The organism is Alkalibacillus filiformis (genome assembly GCF_030814115.1).
Lineage (GTDB): Bacteria > Bacillota > Bacilli > Bacillales > Alkalibacillaceae > Alkalibacillus > Alkalibacillus filiformis.
Map to the genome: position 1 here is coordinate 18,634 of NZ_JAUSUP010000014.1, position 18,637 is coordinate 37,270.

An 18,637-nucleotide genomic window follows, 5' to 3' on the forward strand; every position below is an offset into this window, starting at 1 on the left:
GAGTATTTGCTAATAAATTAGAGCATCTTATATGTATTATGCATAGAAAGGGTGTGAACATAATTGAATATGTTCACACCCTTCTTCAGCTATAATAATCTCTTTAAATCACATTTTTAGAATAAACTTGTCACGTGTTATTCTTATAAATGTAAACAAAACGAAAGGATGATCTAGTCATTTTACAGATTGACATGAATTACACAAGTGATATGGAGAAAGCGATGCAACAGTCTCATGGAATTGGGTACCAAGAGTATAGTCGAAAATTAGATTACAGACTGGCTGTTGAGAAACGCAGAGAGCAAGAATACCAAAAATCACAAGTGATGGTTTCAGAAGTTGATCGGATGATTCACCGTTAATACAATATATGATAATTATTTGAAAAAGTTAATTTAGTTGATACCACATTTTATTTATAGAAAAGACCTTTAGTGAGCGACCTCGATTTAATCGAGGTCGCGTTTTTTTTCAGGGATATGACTTCTTATAACAGGGTTAAGTAAGGGTTAGGAAAAGTCAAAGCGAAAAAATTGATGTAGTTCGTATAAAAATGAGTAATCAGTCCTTATCAATTTAAAAAAAGAAATTCTCATTTATATAAACTGTTTTGTTGCATTGAAGCGGTTTTCATTTAAATTCGTCGTATTTTTTACTATAATGGAGAAGGTAGGTAATGGTTGGTTATTCTTAGTGAATAAGTTGATAATACTTTGGAAATGTTTTAAACTAATAATGATAATAAATTGAGAATAACCAGACATTGAATTAATAGAAATTGGAGGTATTCAAATGGCAGGATCAACTTTAGAGATTAAAGATCTTCATGTTGAAATCGAAGGAGAAGAGATATTAAAAGGTGTTAACCTTACAATTAATGGTGGAGAATTCCACGCAGTAATGGGACCGAATGGTACAGGTAAATCAACTTTAGCTAGTGCTATTATGGGTCACCCTAAGTATGAAGTAACTAAAGGTCAAGTACTTTTAGATGGTGAAGATGTACTTGAAATGGAAGTTGATGAGCGTGCTCAAGCTGGTCTATTCCTAGCAATGCAGTATCCAAGTGAGATCAGTGGTGTAACGAACTCTGATTTCTTACGTTCATCTATTAACGCACAACGCGAAGAAGGCGATGAGATTCCATTAATGAAGTTCATTAAAGAAATGGACGCAACAATGGATTCATTAGAAATCGATAAAAATATGGCACAGCGTTACCTAAACGAAGGTTTCTCTGGTGGTGAGAAAAAGCGTAACGAAATTTTACAGCTTATGATGTTAAAGCCAGCAATCGGAATTTTAGACGAAATTGACTCTGGTCTAGACATTGACGCGTTAAAAGTAGTATCTAATGGTATTAACCAAATGCGTGACGAGAAATTTGGTTGCTTAATCATTACACACTATCAGCGTCTACTTGACTATATTACACCAGATCACGTACACGTTATGATGCAAGGTCGCGTTGTTAAATCTGGTGGTCCAGAACTTGCACACCAACTAGAGGCTGAAGGTTATGACTGGATTAAAGAAGAACTAGGAATTGACGACGAAACAGTTGGCCAAAAAGCATAACACGATAGGAGGGTAACGAATGGCAGTGGAAACACATTTACCTTATGACAAGCAATATGTCACGGAATATTCAGAGAAACGAAACGAACCAGCTTGGTTTAAAGATATTCGCTTAAAGGCATTTGATTTAGCCGAAGAGCTGCCAATGCCTAAATTAGAAAAAACGCGCATTCGTAACTGGAATTTCACGAATTTCAAGCACGATGTAGCAGGTAACAACATCGAAAGCTTTGATGAACTACCTGAAAAAATTCGTGTACTTCTAGGTGAAGGCGTTGAAGAGCGCAACTTAATCGTTGTTCGTAATAGCGATGTTGCTTATGCAAAGTTAAGTGAAAACTTGAAAGCAAAAGGTGTCATCTTTGAAGACATCTTTACAGCTATGGAAGAACACAGTGACTTAGTTCAAAAATACTTCATGCAAGATGGTGTCTCTATTGATGAAAACAAGTTAACAGCACGCCATGCTGCGCTATTAAATAGTGGTGTATTTTTATACGTTCCGAAAAACGTAGTCGTAGATGAGCCAATTCAAGTTGTGTTCTGGCAAGAAGACAATGAAGCGGCGCTTTATAATCACGTATTATTAGTTGCTGATCAGCATAGCCAAGTAACTTATGTAGAAAACTATGTTTCAAACAACGAAGAAGAAGAAACGGTAGCCAATACCGTAAGCGAAGTATTTGCTTTAGATGGTGCAAAAGTATCTTATGGTGCAGTTGATAACTTCGCAAAAGGTACGACTTCTTACGTTAACCGTCGTGGAACAGTTGGCCGTGATGCAACATTAGAATGGGCATTAGGTCAAATGAATGACGGTAACACAATTTCTGAGAACATTACGAACTTAATGGGTGATAATTCGTTATCACACGCTAAAGCTGTAACAGTAGGGCGTGGTAACCAAAGCCAAGACTTCACAGCAAATATCCGTCACTATGGTAAGGCTTCTGAAGGGTATATTCTACAACACGGTGTTATGAAAGACCGTGCAGCTTCAATTTTTAACGGAATTGGTAAAGTTGAAAACGGCGCATCTAAATCAAACGCTGAGCAAGAGTCTCGCGTCCTAATGCTTTCTGAAGGTGCGCGTGGTGATGCGAACCCAATTCTACTAATCGATGAAGATGATGTAACAGCAGGTCACGCAGCATCTGTTGGTCGTGTTGACCCATTACAGCTGTTCTATTTAATGAGTCGTGGTATTAGCCGTAAAGAAGCAGAACGCTTAGTTATTCACGGTTTCTTAGACCCTGTTGTTAGAGAAATTCCAATCGAAACAGTACAAACACAACTTCGTGAAGTAATTGAAGGGAAAGTATACTAATGACAAACTTGGATTATGTTCGTAGCCACTTTCCGATTTTAGATCAGGAAGTCAATGAACATCCGTTAGTCTATTTAGATAGTGCTGCAACGTCTCAAAAACCAAAGTCGGTTATTGAGGCGTTAGAAGACTACTACAAACGTTATAACTCCAATGTTCACCGTGGTGTGCATACACTCGGTTCACACGCTACAGATGGATATGAAGGTGCTCGTGAAAAAGTTAAAAACTTTATTAATGCTTCAAGTATAAAAGAGACAATTTTCATGCGTGGTACGACAACAGCTCTTAATACGGTTGCTTACAGTTATGCTCGTACAAATCTGTCTGAAGGCGATGAAATAGTTTTAACTTTAATGGAACACCATAGTAATATCATCCCTTGGCAACAAGCAGCGAAAGCTACAGGGGCTACATTGAAGTATTTACCATTACAAGAGGATGGAACAATCTCGTTAGAAGATGTTCGTGAAATGGTAACAGAAAAGACAAAAATCGTTGCTATGGCACATGTATCTAATGTGCTAGGGACGATTAACCCGATTAAAGAAGTAGCTCAAATAGCTCATGAAAATGATGCTGTAATTGTTGTTGATGGTGCACAAAGTGTTCCTCATATGCGTGTGGATGTTCAAGAATTAGACGTAGACTTCTACGCTTTCTCTGCTCATAAAATGTGTGGCCCAACAGGTGTCGGGGTTCTATACGGTAAACAATCTCTTCTAGAAGAGATGGAACCAGTTGAATTTGGTGGTGAAATGATTGATTTCGTTGAACTATATGATTCAACTTGGAAAGACCTACCGTGGAAATTCGAAGGTGGTACACCAATCATTGCTGGTGCAATTGGTTTAGGTGCAGCTATTGATTACTTGAATGAAATTGGCATGGATCAAATTGAAAAACATGAGCATGAACTGGTACAATATGCACTAGAGCAGATGAATACAATCGACGGTATTATTATATATGGACCAAAAGAGCGTGCAGGATTAGTGACGTTCAATTTAGATGACGTGCATCCACATGACTTAGCGACAGCATTAGATTCATTAGGTATTGCTGTAAGAGCAGGTCACCATTGTGCACAACCATTAATGAAACATCTACAAGTTGCTGCAACTGCACGAGCTAGTTTTTACATGTATAATAGTAAGCAAGACGTTGATGTATTTGTCGAAGGACTTAAGAAAGCGAAGGAGTATTTCGGCGATGTCTTTTAATAACTTAGATACACTTTACAGACAAGTTATTATGGATCACTACAAAAATCCACGTAATCGAGGACAATTAGAAGGTGACCATATAACAGTCGAGCTAAACAATCCCACTTGTGGCGATCGTATAGACTTACAACTAAAAGTAGAAAACGGTGTTGTTAGAGATGCTAAGTATGAAGGAGAAGGTTGTTCCATTAGCATGGCTTCTGCATCTATGATGACACAAGTTATAATTGATAAACCTATAGAGGATGCTTTGAAAATTTCTGAAATGTTCTCAGATATGATGCTTGGTAAAGAAATGGAAGGTTACGAGTTCGATATTGATAGCCTAGGTGACATTCAAGCATTACAAGGTGTCTCAAAGTTCCCAGCACGAATTAAATGTGCGACATTAGCTTGGAAAGCAATGGAGCAAGGTGTTGAAAAGGACGACAAGCAAGGATCATAATGCTTGCTTACAATCTTTGAAGGAGGGTGAAAGTATGGCTAAGAAAGCACCTGAAGTCGGTGATTACAAGTACGGTTTTAATGATCGTGACGTATCCATTTTCCGTACTGAAAGAGGCCTTACAGAAAATGTTGTGCGTGAAATTTCACGACAAAAGGACGAACCTGAATGGATGTTAGAATTCCGCTTAAAAGCGTTTGAACAATTCCACAGCATGCCTATGCCGCAATGGGGTGGAGACTTAAACGAATTAGATTTTGATGAAATCACTTATTACGTTAAGCCATCCGAACAAACTGAACGTTCTTGGGATGAAGTACCTGAGGAGATTAAACAGACGTTTGATCGTTTAGGAATCCCTGAAGCAGAACAAAAGTATTTAGCTGGTGTATCAGCACAGTATGAATCAGAAGTTGTATACCACAACATGGAACAAGAACTTGAGGATATGGGCGTTGTGTTTAAGGATACAGATACAGCACTTCAAGAAAACGAAGAACTATTCCGTGAGTATTTCGGTAAAGTTATTCCACCATCTGATAACAAGTTCTCAGCATTGAACTCTGCAGTATGGTCTGGTGGTTCATTCATCTATGTTCCGAGGAATACGAAGGTTGAGACGCCATTACAGGCTTACTTCCGTATTAACTCAGAAAACATGGGTCAGTTTGAGCGTACACTCATTATTGTAGATGAAGGTGCATCAGTACACTATGTTGAAGGTTGTACAGCACCTGTTTATACAACAAACTCACTGCACAGCGCAGTTGTTGAAATTTATGTACAAAAAGATGCTTATTGCCGTTATACAACAATCCAAAACTGGGCAAACAACGTTTATAACTTAGTTACGAAGCGTGCTTCAGCTGGAGAGAATGCAACAATGGAATGGGTTGACGGTAACTTAGGTTCTAAACTTACGATGAAGTATCCAGCAGTGCTTCTAAAAGGTGAAGGTGCACGTGGTATGACACTTTCCATTGCATTAGCTGGTAAAGGACAGCACCAAGATGCTGGTGCGAAAATGCACCACTTAGCACCGAACACGTCATCAACGATCGTTTCTAAATCGATCTCTAAACAAGGTGGTAAAGTAACGTATCGTGGTATTGTACACTTCGGTAAGAAAGCAGAAGGTGCTCGTTCAAATATCGAATGTGATACGTTAATCTTAGATAACGAATCAACGTCAGATACAATTCCTTACAACGAAGTGCTTAACGAAAACATTTCATTAGAGCACGAAGCGAAGGTTTCTAAAGTATCTGAAGAGCAACTATTCTATTTAATGAGCCGTGGTATTTCAGAAGAAGAAGCAACTGAAATGATCGTAATGGGCTTCATCGAGCCATTTACGAAAGAGTTGCCGATGGAATACGCTGTAGAAATGAACCGCCTAATCAAGTTCGAAATGGAAGGTTCAATCGGTTAATAAACACTTTTCAGTAAAGGCGAGCTTATAAAAGCTCGCCTTTTTAAATTGATAAAGCAATTGTGTCAGCAAAACAAATTAACATAATATTTGCCTTTTATGATAATATAGAAGGCGTGATGTATAACATCTAGTGAATACCTCAAAGAATGAAGGGATATTATAATGGTCTTTATCATAATGTTTATAATCGGATTATTAAGTGCTTTCGTCGGCAGCATTGCTGGTTTAGGTGGAGGCGTTATTTTTGTTCCGGTTTTATTGTTTTTTGCTGAGTTTAATGATAGCTTCTCTTGGGTTACACCTCAAAATGTTGTTGCCATGTCGTTAATCGTCATGATCTTCACAGGACTATCTTCTACATTGACATTCTTAAAACGTAAACGAGTAGATGTTTATAGCGGGACGTTATTCTTAATTGGAAGTATCCCTGGAGCATTAACGGGTGTTTATATTAATCAATTTGTACATATTGATGCATTTCAGTTATATTTCGGTATGCTCATGCTTGTCGTCGTGAGTATGTTTTTTGTTAAGAAGAAGTTAGTGAAGGAACCGACACTTCCTAATGTAAAACCTGGACGTTTTCGCGTGACAAGAACATTTGATTTATATGGAAAAAGTACGACATATTCTTATTCCGCTATTTTAGGTATATTTATTGCTTATTTTGTCGGTATGATGTCAGGGTTATTTGGAGTAGGTGGCGGTTCACTAATGGTACCAGCCATGATCTTGCTATTTGGTTTCCCAGCACATATTGCAGCGCCAACCTCTATGTTTATGATCTTCTTCTCAAGTGTCGTTTCTTCAAGTGCGCACATTGCAGCAGGGCATGTCATATGGGCATTTACGTTAGCTGCTATACCAGGCGCATGGATTGGTGGACATTTAGGAGCGGTCGTCAATCAGCGCTTAAATAGTAATATTATTGAGTGGATTTTAAGAATTGTTATGATTATAATCGGCATAAGATTAATAATACAGTCTTTCTAAATGAAGGAGATTAATCTGAATGAAAGAACAAATCCATCTATATTTTACAAGTGACTTACATAGCCACTTTCAATATTGGCCTCACATAATGGACTCAATTAATAAAAAAATAGAGCAGCACAAAGTTGATGGTGAGCACTATTTATTATTTGATAATGGTGATCACGTTGATCGCGTCCATCCCATTAGTGAAGCGACTTTAGGACAAGCTAACGTAAAGCTTTTAAATAAAGCGAACTACCATGCGGTTACATTAGGCAATAATGAAGGTATTACGTTGCCAAAGGATAATTTGTATCATTTATATGATGATGCACAATTTGATGTCGTTTGTGCTAATTTAAGACCTTCAGATGCACCGAGCCCATTTTGGTTAAAGCCTTATGAAATTTACACAACACCAAATCAAACAAAAGTAGGCGTCATCGGTTTAACGGCCCCATTTAAAAAGTTTTATGAGCAATTAGATTGGGACGTAACAGATCCTTATGCTAAGTTAGATCAGTATATCCCATTCTTACGAAATGAATGTGATTTAATCGTTGTGATGTCCCATTTAGGAATGTACGATGAAGAGGCGATTGCTGAAAAATATCCAGTTGATGTAATTTTTGGTGGGCATACTCATCACCTTTATGAAGAAGCGAAAAAAGTAAATGGTACACTAATAAACGCTGTCGGTAAGCAAGGTCGTTTTTTTGGTTATGTTAATTTAGTCATTGACCATAACGATGCTAAACTATCAGCTACTGGTGAAGCTCTTCCAATCCCAGCTACAGTTGATGCCGAAACAGTGACGTACTTAAATGAGTTGGAAACATATGCTAATGATCAACTTAATCAAGTGGTTACTAACCTTGAGCATCCATATGAGATTAGCTGGTTTGAAGAAAGCGAAATCATGAGTGAGTTTGTAAAAACGCTTAAAGATTGGACCGGCGCAGATGCTGCTGCACTAAATTCAGGGGTCCTATTACAAGGTTTTAATGTTGGTGCAGTCACAAAAAAACACGTCCATGAAAGCTGTCCACATCCGATGAATCCTTGTAAAATGGTGTTAACGGGTGAAGAGTTGGTTGAGACAATTAAACTTTTTGAGAGTGAACGCTTCACTAACTTTAAGTTAAAAGGATTAGGTTTTCGAGGGCAAGTGATTGGTAAAATGATTTATTCAAATATCACTTTTGATCACAATTATTATTCTAATAAAATACAAAAAGTGTATTTAAACGGTGAAATTGTTAATCCAAATAAAAGTTACACGTTAGCAACAGCTGATACGTTTTCTTTCCCTTGGCTTATTCCACCAATTTCAAAAGTTAATGAAAAGAAATATTATATGCCAGAATTTTTACGTGATGTATTAGAGGAGTGCTTGTCTAAAAGCTGAAATTAGACAGGCACTACTTTTTTTCTCCATTCATAACTTATAAGGAGAAGGAGGTTGGTGTCATTGATTCACGTAGAGCCAATTTGGATAGAGGATCACGCTTTTACTTTCACTCATGTGGAATTACCTAAAACAGACTTACTTATTATTTCGAATGACATCGGGTATATTATGTGCGGTGCTTTAGATGTCGATTTGTTAAATGAAAAATTACACGACCGTCAAATTGTCGCAGCGCGTGCTGTAGGTGTTCGTAACCGAGATGAATTATTATATGCCCCTTTACAAAAAGTTACGAAATACTCTGAGGAGAAGTACGGATGGTATGAAGGAATGATTGGTAAGCAAGCATTACTTTCTTTAAAATAATTCGTTAGGCCCTCCGACATTTATACATGCCCCCTTAACCTAGAGCATATAGTTTAGGTAGAGGGGGTTTTTACGTGCGTCGATACAAACCGAGAACTTGGAACAGGAGAAAACCGAAGACGTTTAGCCAAATCCTCATGTTGACATTTATATCATTTATAGTGGCCATCATTTTATCTGTATGGATTATTAACCGTGGTATTGAGCCAACATTAATTGAAATTGCTGAAACGAAAACGAATCAATTCGCACGAGAAGCGATTAATGAAGCAGTTAGTAAACGAATTGCTGATGACTTACAAGCTGAAGAGCTGCTTGATATTGAAACAGATACTAATGGCAACATCGTTTCATTAAATTGGAATAGTGTCGTCATTAATCGTGTGTTGCGTAATACGACCTTTCGCGTGCAAAACTTCTTAAAGCGAATTGAACGTGGTGAAATCACACCAGAAGATACGTTAAATTTTGATTTAGACGATGATATTATTATTCAAGAAGATACGGTAGAAGAACATCGCGCTATTGTGAGGATCCCAATCGGTCAAGCGACTAATAATGCTTTACTTGCAAATTTAGGTCCACAAGTCCCGGTACATTTTAGAGTAATCGGTGATGTGCAGTCTGATGTAGAAAGAAGAGTGACAGAGTATGGGATTAATAATGCTTTAATTGAATTAGATATTCATATTCAAGCAAACGTCCAAATTGTAATCCCATTTGCAACGCGTACGACAGAAGTGGAAACGAATGTACCTGTTTTTGTCGGCGTTGTTCAAGGACAAGTGCCTGATTTCTACAACCAAGGGGCAACTGATTCTCCAAATGTTTCTATTCCATTTAGGGATTTACAAGAGTAGTTAGGCATGATATATTATCTCTTGTGTGAAAATCAAATAAACTTATAACCTTATCGATCGATGAGGTAGAGGTGCGCTTATCATGACTAACATATGTGAGGATGACAACGAAGATCATATGTGAAAGGGGTAAGTGCCGAAGTACTCAATTAGTCAATATTTGAGTATTGGTGTATTTCTGAACAAGGGGTACACTCTCGCGTGAGAAGCGGGGAGCTACTGATCGAGAAATAACCGACTTTCAAAAGTAATGGTAGATTTCTCTATCATTACTTTTTTTATTGCTCAAAAATTAATATTTGAGCATAGTGAAGAGAAGCGGAATTCTCGGAAAACAAAAAGGGAGGAAATAAACATGGAAGGAACAATTTGGTCATTGATTCCCCCGTTAGTGATGATCGTACTTGTATTACTTACTCGTAAAGTACTATTGTCATTAGGGGCTGGAATTATTGTCGGAGCTTTAATGGTTGAAAGTTTCAATATTGTAGCTACGGTTGAAACAATCTGGTTTTCTTTTCAACATTTATTCTTTATGGAAGGTGAATGGGATATTTGGAGTCTTCAATTAGTCGCCTTCTTATTATTACTTGGGATCTTAATAGCGTTTCTAACAGCTACTGGAGGCGCACAAGCTTTCGGTAATTGGGCTGTGAATCGTATTAAAACACGTAAAGGCTCGCAATATACAACAGGGTTTTTAGGTCTTGGAATCTTTATCGATGATTATTTTAATAGTTTAACGATCGGCCAAGTTTCTCGACCAGTAACGGACCGTCAAAATGTTTCTCGCGCAAAACTTGCTTATTTGATTGATTCCACATCAGCACCAGTTACGGTATTAACACCAATTTCAAGTTGGGGTGCTTATATTATTGGAATCATTGCAACGATCATTGCAACACATGAGTTAACGAATATTGGCGCTTTAGAAGCCTTTATTCAAATGATACCTTATAACTTCTATGCGATTGCAGCGATTGTTTTAGTTTTCTTAGCCGTGTACTTTAAGTTGGACTTCGGACCGATGAAAAAGCATGAAGTCCGTGCTCAAGACACAGGCGAACTGATTGATCCAAACAATTCAGATGTACCTGGTGACCTTAAAGGTGGCGTCATTGAGAATATTAATGGTAAAGTATACAACTTACTAATTCCAATTCTCGTCTTACTTGTAACGACTGTTACTTCAATGATTGTTACAGGTGTTCAAGCTTCAGAAGATGAAGTGTCATTAGTTTCGATCTTTGCCAATACAGATGTCAACTTGTCACTAGTCTTAGGTGGTACTTTCTCAGTCGTAGTGGCGATGCTATTTTACTTCGCTCAACAAGGTGAGAAAACAAACTTCTTCTTAGTTACTTGGGAGGGTATTAAAGCAATGCTTCCAGCTGTGTACATTTTAGTACTAGCATGGATGATTGTATCTGTTATAGAAGCGATTGGAACTGATCAATATTTAGTGTCTCTAGTTGAGGAAGCAAACTTAGATGCTGCCTATTTACCATTGATTATTTTCTTAGTTGCCGGTGTTATGGCGTTTGCGACGGGAACATCTTGGGGAACATTTGGTTTAATGTTACCAATAGCAGGTTCAATGGCTGTTGCGCTTGAGCCAGGCTTACTCATTCCTGCATTAGCAGCTGTGTTAGCTGGTTCAGTATTTGGAGATCACTGCTCACCAATTTCAGATACGTCCGTACTGTCATCAACAGGTGCAGGATCTAATCACATAGACCACGTGATTACTCAAATTCCTTATGCATTAACTGCAGCCGTTTCAGCAACAATTGGTTATCTAGCATTAGCATTAACGAGTTCTGTTATTGTCGGCTTAGTGACGACTTTAATTATATTAGTAGGATTTGTTTTACTAATAAAACAATTTATTAAGTAATAGAAAAGCACAAGAGGGTGATCCCTTTTGTGCTTTTTTATACTCTTAATTCTACACAAACTAAATTATTTAAAAATTTTAAATCAACTGTTGCCATATTGTGTCGTTTGTTGTTAATATAAATACCGTTGCTCTCTCAAAGGATTATTAAAATTATGACTTTTTGACTAAGACAATATATTGTTTTCTTAAAAAGCTTGCAAAAAAATTGTCAAAAAATTATAATAAAACAAAATAGTTAATATATTTATTTTGAGAGGGTTGGTACATAAAAGTAAACAAGCAAGATCATGTACCAATAAAATTTAGCAAACGAAAGGGGAATATGGTTATGCAGGGACGTGAACAGTGGGCTACAAGGCTCGGTTTTATCCTAGCAGCTGTTGGTTCGGCAGTAGGTCTAGGTAACATTTGGCGCTTCTCTTATGTACTAGGAGAAGGTGGAGGATTTGCATTTTTAATTGCTTATATTATTTGTATCTTCTTAATCGGTTTACCCGTATTACTAGCTGAAATTACAGTTGGCCGAAAAGGTCAATCAGATGCAATCGGATCCTTTGAGAAAATTGCACCAGGTAAATGGTGGAAACTCGGCGGTATTTTAGGTGTTTTATCCGGTTCACTAATTTTATCTTTCTATGGCGTAATTGCAGGTTGGGTATTCTACTATGTGTTTAGTTATCTATCTGGTTCTGCAGGTAGCGTTGAACAAGGTGGATATGCCGATTACTTTTTAGGGTTCATTGGTGGAAGTGGTGAGCTCGGTGGAGTTCTTGGCCCAGTATTCTGGCAATTATTATTTATGGCGGTTGTAATTGGAGTTGTATACTTCGGTGTTAAGAAAGGTATTGAGCTTGCGAACCGTACATTTATGCCGTTATTAGCTTTACTAGTAGTTATTTTAGCGATTTATGGTTTAACGATGGACGGTGCTGGTGAGGCGATGAATTTCATGTTCTCACCTGATTTCGGACAATTAGGTAATATGGAAGTATGGGGTATGGCGATTGGTCAGGCATTCTTTACTTTATCTCTAGGTATGGGGGCGATGATCACATATGCTTCTTATTTACCTAAAGAAACAAAGCTTCCAAGTGCAGCAGGTACCATTGTAACTTTAGATACTTTATTTGCAATTTTTGCAGGATTAATGATTTTCCCGATTGTATTTACGTTCGGTTTAGACCCATCAGCTGGGCCTGAGCTTATATTTATCACATTGCCTGAAGCATTCGGACAATGGGGAACTGGCGGTACAATCTTCGGTATTCTTTTCTTCTTCTTAGTAGGTATTGCAGCATTATCTTCTGCGATTTCACTATTAGAAGTTGGCGTATCTTGGGCTATGCGTAAGTTTGATTGGAGCCGTAGGAAAGCAGCTTTAACAGCTGGTATTATCATTGCAGCTTTCGGTGTTCCATCAGCGTTATCGCAAGGAGGACCATTAAGTCAAGAAATCCTTGGATTATCTTTCTTAGACCTTATTGATACAATTACTGACCAATATACATTAGCACTAGGTGGTATGATCACAGCGCTATTTGTAGGTTGGGGCTGGAATAAGATCGAAGTATTACGCGAAACAGGTTTACAAGAGACAACGATCGGTGCCATTTGGATTTGGTTCTTAAGAATTGTAGCACCAGTCGGTATTCTGTATATTGTTTTGAATAACTTCTATAACATGTTTATTGCTACAGAGGAGTCTATGAGCTACTTAATCATCCAAATGATTAATTACTTTCTATAAGTTTTAATATTAAAACATGAGCCTGAACTTCAGGCTCATGTTTTTTTAATTTCTTTCCCATCTTTTTAATGACTGATATGGATCAAATGCCCACTCATACTTTCCGTTATCACGGTACATGCCATAATGTAAATGTGGCGGGAATTTTCCTGATGTTCCGACAGGTCCATAACCAGATGCACCGACATAACCGATGACATCTCCAGGTTCTACCATTGTCCCTTCTTCAATGCCGTCTTCAAAACCGTTTAGGTGAGCATAGTAGTGGTAGATGTTTTGTGTATCACGAATTCCTACACGCCATCCGCCATAGCGGTTCCATCCTTTAACTTCAACAATCCCATATGAAACAGATCTTACGGGTGTTCCATAAGATGCGAATATATCTGTTCCTTCATGAATGCGTCTTCCACCATAACCTCTTCCAGCGCCCCAAGTAGAGCGGTACGAGTAGTTATGGTATTTAGGTATAGGAAAAACGCGTTCATGTAAGTCAGTTGTATTAAAGTGTTTAAAGATCTGTGCATATTGATTTATTAACGAAGCTGCTTTTTCTCGACCGAAAAACATTTCAAAAATTTCATCATAAGTTTTTCCATTGCCCAGCTCTTCGTAAATGTACAATCCTACTGTAAATAAAGCATCTTCATCATTGTTAGATTCAGCATAGCCGTTTCCATTCCCATCCTTCCCGATTCCTTCAAACATTTGAACGGTAGATTCTAAATGCTTTCTCTCAGAGTCAAATTCTAAGAAGCCATACCATTTATCCTCGGGAACTTGTATTCCAGTTATTCGTTCCTCATCATCTACATTATTTACATTTCGTTCATACTGGTCGACAGCCGCTAAAATATACCACGGTACATTTGTTAAAGCCTCAGTTTTCTTATATAGTTGAACACGCTCTTCATGAATAGATACTTCATTTTCTTCTGCTTTTAGATTTTCAAAATTATAAGTCGTTATGATGATCGAAATAAGTATGGTTGTAATCAAAAGCTTGAATATACTGCTATGGATCATATATATAAACCCCTTTTGAATCAAGTCTATTGTTTAGTGTGTTCATCTTTTTTAAAAACATGAGAGCGTTTAACAATGAATTTATGGTACACTAGGTTATGCAGAGGTGATACGAATGGAATTACAAGGACAAACTTATGAATTAATATATAATTACCGTGATGGCTTTCAACAAGAAGTGTTAGAGGAGCGATTCACAGATATTTTAACGAAATATGATTATATTGTTGGTGATTGGGGATTCGGACAACTTAGGCTAAAAGGATTTTATGATGATCATAATCAGAAAGCTACATATGATACAAAAATCTCGACATTAGAGGATTACTTATATGAGTACTGTAATTTTGGCTGTGCTTATTTCGTCTTAAAGAGAATCGAACAATAAATGACCGGAAAACTCATAACGAGTTCCGGTCATTTTTTACGTTCGTCATCTAAACCTTCATCGTGCGGGAAATTTTCTGGTTTATGAGCAAAAGGATATTTTCTTGGTAAATCTTCGTGTAATTGTTTATTTTCGTAGTTAAAGGCTGAAAAATGTCTTCGCTTTGGATCGTGCTCTCTTTCTTGTAAAGGTTGATCATCAGGTTGCCCATAGTTACCATCGGGAAACTCTTCAGGTACTTGATAATTTTGTTGTACTTCGACTGTTGCGAAGTCATCATGTTTTTTTCGTTTTCCCACTGTATAACCTCCTTATTTAGTTAACAGCAGTGGACCCTTCATTAAATACATTAGACAAATATCCATGTAATTCTTCTGCTTCGTAGTTATTTAAGTGTAAGAAGTGGCAAAAGTAATCAATGTCTTCAATTTGAGAGTCGCATACTTCTGTGTAACGCGATTTCTGTAAGTCAATAATTAAACTTTTATCATGATCACGGTCGCTTTTAACTATTGCAATGTCATAACGCCTTGCATCTCCCATAAAACTAACGTAGCGAATTTGAGCTTCGTTCGTTTCATCTGTAAGAGTTCTGTTAAGCATAAGTCTCAGCTCCTGTAATATTCTTCGGTTATAGCATGCCTCGATTTTGAAAAATTATGAGGATACAATTTATAAAGTTAAATGTGGTAAACTAATGATTGAAAGGACGTGTTTACGATGTATTTTGTAGATCAAGAAAAAATTGATGAAACATTATCATATATGGATCGACTTTTAAAAACTTATGAACAAAACACTTTCGAAAGCGATCAAGATTATTTAGCTTTAGAAAGAATGGTGCACATGACGATTGAATCAATCATTGATGTTGGCAACATGATGATTGATGGTTTTATTATGCGAGACCCAGGTAGTTATGAAGACATTATTGACATTTTAGTTGATGAAAAAGTAATCTCACAACAAGAAGAAAAAGCTTATAAAAATGTCATTTCCTTAAGAACCATGTTAGTTAAAGAATATACACACATTAATCATACTCAAATTGTGGAAGAGATGAACGAACATATAAAAACGCTTAAAACATTTTCTAATCACGTTTTCACATACTTAGAAAAGGAAATGGGGCCAATAACTGCCTTTAAAAAGAGAGAAGGTGAAGTTTAGCTTGAAACAGTATAAAGCGTATTTTATCGATTTAGATGGAACAGTGTATAGAGGAAAGGATCACATTCCTGAAGCAAAAGCTTTTATAGAATCTTTAAAGGCAAAAGGGATTCCACATTTGTTTGTTACAAATAATTCTTCACGCACTCAAAAAAAGACAGTGGAGAAGTTAAAAGAGCATGGAATTGAAGCTAAAGAAGAGCAAGTGCTTACACCTTCTATAGCGGCAGCTAACTATATTAACCAGCAGCAGAAGAATGCGGATGTTTTTATGATTGGGGAAGAGGGTGTAAAAGATGCACTCGAAAATAAAGGAATCACAATAACTGATTATGAGCCGGATTATGTTGTCGTTGGAATTGACCGTCACAACAGTTATCAAAAGATTAAGGAAGCATGTCTTATGATTCAAAATGGCGCACAATTTGTAGCTACAAACCCTGATATACGTGTACCAACTGAAGAGGGCTTTGTCCCAGGAAATGGAGCGTACGTCAATTTGATCAAACAAGTAACACAAAAAGAACCCATTATTTTAGGAAAGCCAGAGCGCTTAATGATTGACGTTGCACTCAATGAAATAGGGGTAAAACCAGAAGAGGCTGTTATGGTAGGAGATAATTACAATACAGATATTAGGGCAGGTATTAACGCTGGTTTGGATACGCTACACGTTCAAACCGGTGTGACGTCTAAAGAGGACTTAAAAGAAGTAGACATTCAACCAACGTACACTGTAGAAACGCTGGCTGAATGGGAAGTGTAGAGGTTTAGTCATCTTCAACGCGATATTCTTGACTATGAGCTAAACGGCTTGAAGCGGCAGCTGCAATAGCGCCTACTATGTCATCTAAAAACGTATGACAGCCGTTCGCTTTATCATTTAAGTCTTCAAGAATACCGGGTTTTACTTTGTCGATATATCCATAGTTAGTAAACCCAATTGAGCCGTAAACATTGATAATGGAGAAAGCGATAATTTCATCGATTCCATATAATCCTTCATCATTTTCAATCATAGTTTGTAGCGGTTCTTTCAATTTGTTTTCTTCTGCTAACTGATCAATTTGAATCCCAGTTATAATAGCATTTTGCACTTCACGTTTTTGCAATACTTTATTAACATTCAAAAGACATTCTTCTTCAGTTAACTGTTCGTGGTACTTAGATTGAAGGAAATAGACAAGGTCGGCAATGTCCTTCTTTTTTACACCACGTTCTTCTAAAAGTTGTAACGCTTTAGATTCAAGAGTTTCCATTTGTCTAACCCTTTCCATATCATTTTAATTATATTTATGCTTTTGTTAAGTTAAAAATAATATCAATTATTTGTTATATTGTACGTTCGTAGTAAAATCATTCAATTAACATATATAAAGATTATTTGAGGTGATCTTGTGACAAAGCCATTTGTATATATTACGCGGAAAATTTCAGATGATGTCGTAAAAGATTTAGAAGAACATTTTGAAGTAGAGATGTGGGAGCAAGAGGAAGAAGTCGTTCCTAGAGATCTTTTGTTACGAAAAGCAAACCAGGCAGATGCCATTCTCTCGATGTTAACTGACCAGATTGATGAAGAGTTGTTATCTCAATCACCTAACCTTAAAGTTGTCGCAAATATGGCTGTTGGCTACGATAATATTGATGTGAATGCCGCTAAGCGTCATCAAGTGGTTGTGACTAATACCCCAGACGTTTTAACTGACACGACTGCTGATTTGACTTTTGCATTATTAATGGCAACAGCTAGAAGACTGCCTGAAGCGATTGATTATATAAAGGATGATTTGTGGAAGACATGGTCACCATACATGCTAGCTGGTTCTGATCTTCATCATAAGACGTTAGGAATTGTTGGATTAGGTAGTATCGGTCAAGCGGTAGCTAAAAGGGCAACAGGGTTTGATATGAACGTTATTTATCACAATCGATCAAGAAAAGAAGACGTTGAGAGACAGCTTGGGGTTCAATATGCATCTTTTGATGAGTTGTTGCAGCAATCAGATTATGTCGTTTGTATGACTCCATTGACAGAGGAGACAGAAGGAATGTTTGATCAGGAGACGTTTCGCCGAATGAAAGATACGGCTATTTTTATTAATACTTCAAGAGGTGGCGTTGTGAACGAAGATGACCTTTATCAAGCTTTAAAGCAAGGGGATATTAAAGCAGCAGGGTTGGATGTTTTCCAAGATGAACCGATTGGAGCAGATCACCCATTAATTAGCCTAAACGAAGTTGTTGCATTGCCTCATATTGGATCATCAAGTATTGAAACAAGAACTGAGATGATGGAATTAGCAGCTCGTAATATTAAAAAGGTATTGAATGGAGAATCCCCAGTCACACCGGTATAAAAAAAGAGCTGGTTAAAGAACCAGCTCTTTTACGTATAATTGATTAGAAAATTTGTTCTACTTCTTTTACGCCAGGTACTTCTGCGACTAATGCACGTTCAATACCAGCTTTAAGAGTAATAGCTGAGCTTGGGCAATTTCCACATGCACCTTTCAAACGAAGAAGCACGATGCCTTCATCAACATCTACTAATTCAACGTCGCCGCCGTCTCTTAGTAAAAATGGGCGTAATTTACCAATAACCTCTTGCACTTGTTCGAACATCGCTCATCTTCCCCTTTCTTACTTATATTATAATGAATTCAGTTTAAAAAATCTATTCATGAATACTAAAACAATAAAATTATTGAGAACCATTTTCATTGTAACTCGAGACAAAAGTTTTGTAAAATGTAATTAAGGCAATAGAATGTTTTTTC

Annotated in this window: 21 protein-coding genes and 1 riboswitch; of the genes, 16 read left to right on the forward strand and 5 right to left on the reverse strand. The window is 37.2% G+C overall.

From position 1 onward, the window contains the following. Window positions 1–224 precede the first annotated feature (224 nt). The 12 genes from J2R98_RS13010 (at window position 225) to J2R98_RS13065 (ending at window position 13,273) form a co-directional block, all read left to right on the forward strand. The gene (locus J2R98_RS13010; protein WP_307069680.1) at window positions 225–365 is read left to right on the forward strand and encodes a YuzK family famiily protein; all 141 of its coding nucleotides are present in this window, start codon (window positions 225–227) and stop codon (window positions 363–365) included. A 430-nt stretch (window positions 366–795) separates the two neighbouring features. Then, the gene (sufC, locus tag J2R98_RS13015) at window positions 796–1,581 is read left to right on the forward strand and encodes a Fe-S cluster assembly ATPase SufC (protein WP_307069681.1); all 786 of its coding nucleotides are present in this window, start codon (window positions 796–798) and stop codon (window positions 1,579–1,581) included. A gap of 19 nt (window positions 1,582–1,600) precedes the next feature. Continuing rightward, window positions 1,601–2,908: a Fe-S cluster assembly protein SufD gene (gene sufD / locus J2R98_RS13020; RefSeq protein ID WP_307069683.1), complete on the forward strand. Its 1,308-nt coding sequence runs from the start codon at window positions 1,601–1,603 to the stop codon at window positions 2,906–2,908. Continuing rightward, the gene (locus J2R98_RS13025; RefSeq protein ID WP_307069685.1) at window positions 2,908–4,131 is read left to right on the forward strand and encodes a cysteine desulfurase; all 1,224 of its coding nucleotides are present in this window, start codon (window positions 2,908–2,910) and stop codon (window positions 4,129–4,131) included. Before sufD ends, J2R98_RS13025 begins: the two co-directional genes overlap by 1 nt. Next, complete coding sequence (sufU, locus tag J2R98_RS13030) at window positions 4,121–4,579, forward strand: Fe-S cluster assembly sulfur transfer protein SufU (RefSeq protein WP_307069687.1); 459 nt, start codon at window positions 4,121–4,123, stop codon at window positions 4,577–4,579. Before J2R98_RS13025 ends, sufU begins: the two co-directional genes overlap by 11 nt. Window positions 4,580–4,613: 34 nt before the next feature. After that, complete coding sequence (gene sufB / locus J2R98_RS13035) at window positions 4,614–6,011, forward strand: Fe-S cluster assembly protein SufB (protein ID WP_307069689.1); 1,398 nt, start codon at window positions 4,614–4,616, stop codon at window positions 6,009–6,011. Window positions 6,012–6,176: 165 nt separating this feature from the next. Beyond that, the gene (locus tag J2R98_RS13040) at window positions 6,177–7,007 is read left to right on the forward strand and encodes a sulfite exporter TauE/SafE family protein (protein WP_307069691.1); all 831 of its coding nucleotides are present in this window, start codon (window positions 6,177–6,179) and stop codon (window positions 7,005–7,007) included. 19 nt (window positions 7,008–7,026) lie between these two features. Continuing rightward, window positions 7,027–8,397 (forward strand): bifunctional metallophosphatase/5'-nucleotidase, encoded by a 1,371-nt coding sequence (locus J2R98_RS13045; protein WP_307069693.1) that lies wholly within the window; start codon window positions 7,027–7,029, stop codon window positions 8,395–8,397. Between the two features lie 63 nt (window positions 8,398–8,460). Further along, window positions 8,461–8,766: a YunC family protein gene (locus tag J2R98_RS13050; RefSeq protein WP_146818354.1), complete on the forward strand. Its 306-nt coding sequence runs from the start codon at window positions 8,461–8,463 to the stop codon at window positions 8,764–8,766. Window positions 8,767–8,840: 74 nt separating this feature from the next. Further along, window positions 8,841–9,626 carry a sporulation protein YunB gene (gene yunB, locus J2R98_RS13055; protein WP_307069696.1) on the forward strand — a complete coding sequence of 262 codons (786 nt, stop codon included), beginning with the start codon at window positions 8,841–8,843 and terminating at the stop codon, window positions 9,624–9,626. 58 nt (window positions 9,627–9,684) lie between these two features. Continuing rightward, a riboswitch (Lysine riboswitch) is annotated at window positions 9,685–9,853 on the forward strand. A 128-nt stretch (window positions 9,854–9,981) separates the two neighbouring features. Continuing rightward, window positions 9,982–11,523 (forward strand): Na+/H+ antiporter NhaC family protein, encoded by a 1,542-nt coding sequence (locus tag J2R98_RS13060; protein ID WP_307069698.1) that lies wholly within the window; start codon window positions 9,982–9,984, stop codon window positions 11,521–11,523. A gap of 331 nt (window positions 11,524–11,854) precedes the next feature. After that, window positions 11,855–13,273 carry a sodium-dependent transporter gene (locus J2R98_RS13065; protein WP_307069699.1) on the forward strand — a complete coding sequence of 473 codons (1,419 nt, stop codon included), beginning with the start codon at window positions 11,855–11,857 and terminating at the stop codon, window positions 13,271–13,273. 45 nt (window positions 13,274–13,318) lie between these two features. Here J2R98_RS13065 and J2R98_RS13070 read toward each other — a convergent pair whose 3' ends face one another. Beyond that, on the reverse strand, window positions 13,319–14,299 hold the full coding sequence (locus J2R98_RS13070; protein WP_307069701.1) for a M23 family metallopeptidase: 981 nt from the start codon (window positions 14,297–14,299) through the stop codon (window positions 13,319–13,321). A 115-nt stretch (window positions 14,300–14,414) separates the two neighbouring features. Between J2R98_RS13070 and J2R98_RS13075 the strand changes: the two genes are divergently transcribed. Continuing rightward, the gene (locus J2R98_RS13075) at window positions 14,415–14,687 is read left to right on the forward strand and encodes a YutD family protein (RefSeq protein WP_307069703.1); all 273 of its coding nucleotides are present in this window, start codon (window positions 14,415–14,417) and stop codon (window positions 14,685–14,687) included. A 29-nt stretch (window positions 14,688–14,716) separates the two neighbouring features. Here J2R98_RS13075 and J2R98_RS13080 read toward each other — a convergent pair whose 3' ends face one another. Together J2R98_RS13080 and J2R98_RS13085 are read right to left on the reverse strand one after the other, a co-directional pair. Further along, window positions 14,717–14,986: a cytosolic protein gene (locus J2R98_RS13080; protein WP_307069705.1), complete on the reverse strand. Its 270-nt coding sequence runs from the start codon at window positions 14,984–14,986 to the stop codon at window positions 14,717–14,719. 16 nt (window positions 14,987–15,002) lie between these two features. Beyond that, window positions 15,003–15,290, reverse strand: a complete 288-nt coding sequence (locus J2R98_RS13085) for an SAV0927 family protein (RefSeq protein WP_307069707.1) — start codon at window positions 15,288–15,290, stop codon at window positions 15,003–15,005. Between the two features lie 117 nt (window positions 15,291–15,407). Here J2R98_RS13085 and hepT point away from each other — a divergent pair, with 117 nt between their 5' ends. Both hepT and nucF read left to right on the forward strand, forming a co-directional pair. Continuing rightward, a complete protein-coding gene (gene hepT / locus J2R98_RS13090; protein ID WP_307069709.1) occupies window positions 15,408–15,857 on the forward strand; it encodes a type VII toxin-antitoxin system HepT family RNase toxin in 450 nt (149 codons plus the stop codon). 1 nt (window position 15,858) lies between these two features. Continuing rightward, window positions 15,859–16,623, forward strand: coding sequence for a 5' nucleotidase NucF (nucF, locus tag J2R98_RS13095; RefSeq protein WP_307069711.1), 765 nt, complete (start codon window positions 15,859–15,861; stop codon window positions 16,621–16,623). A 4-nt stretch (window positions 16,624–16,627) separates the two neighbouring features. Here the strand turns inward: nucF and J2R98_RS13100 are convergent, their stop codons facing one another. Next, the gene (locus J2R98_RS13100) at window positions 16,628–17,134 is read right to left on the reverse strand and encodes a phosphatidylglycerophosphatase A family protein (RefSeq protein WP_370872005.1); all 507 of its coding nucleotides are present in this window, start codon (window positions 17,132–17,134) and stop codon (window positions 16,628–16,630) included. 120 nt (window positions 17,135–17,254) lie between these two features. Here J2R98_RS13100 and J2R98_RS13105 point away from each other — a divergent pair, with 120 nt between their 5' ends. After that, the gene (locus tag J2R98_RS13105) at window positions 17,255–18,217 is read left to right on the forward strand and encodes a 2-hydroxyacid dehydrogenase (RefSeq protein ID WP_307069715.1); all 963 of its coding nucleotides are present in this window, start codon (window positions 17,255–17,257) and stop codon (window positions 18,215–18,217) included. Window positions 18,218–18,260: 43 nt separating this feature from the next. Here J2R98_RS13105 and J2R98_RS13110 read toward each other — a convergent pair whose 3' ends face one another. Then, entirely contained in the window at window positions 18,261–18,482 is a 222-nt protein-coding gene (locus tag J2R98_RS13110) for a NifU family protein (protein ID WP_017186767.1), read from the reverse strand. Window positions 18,483–18,637 lie beyond the last annotated feature (155 nt).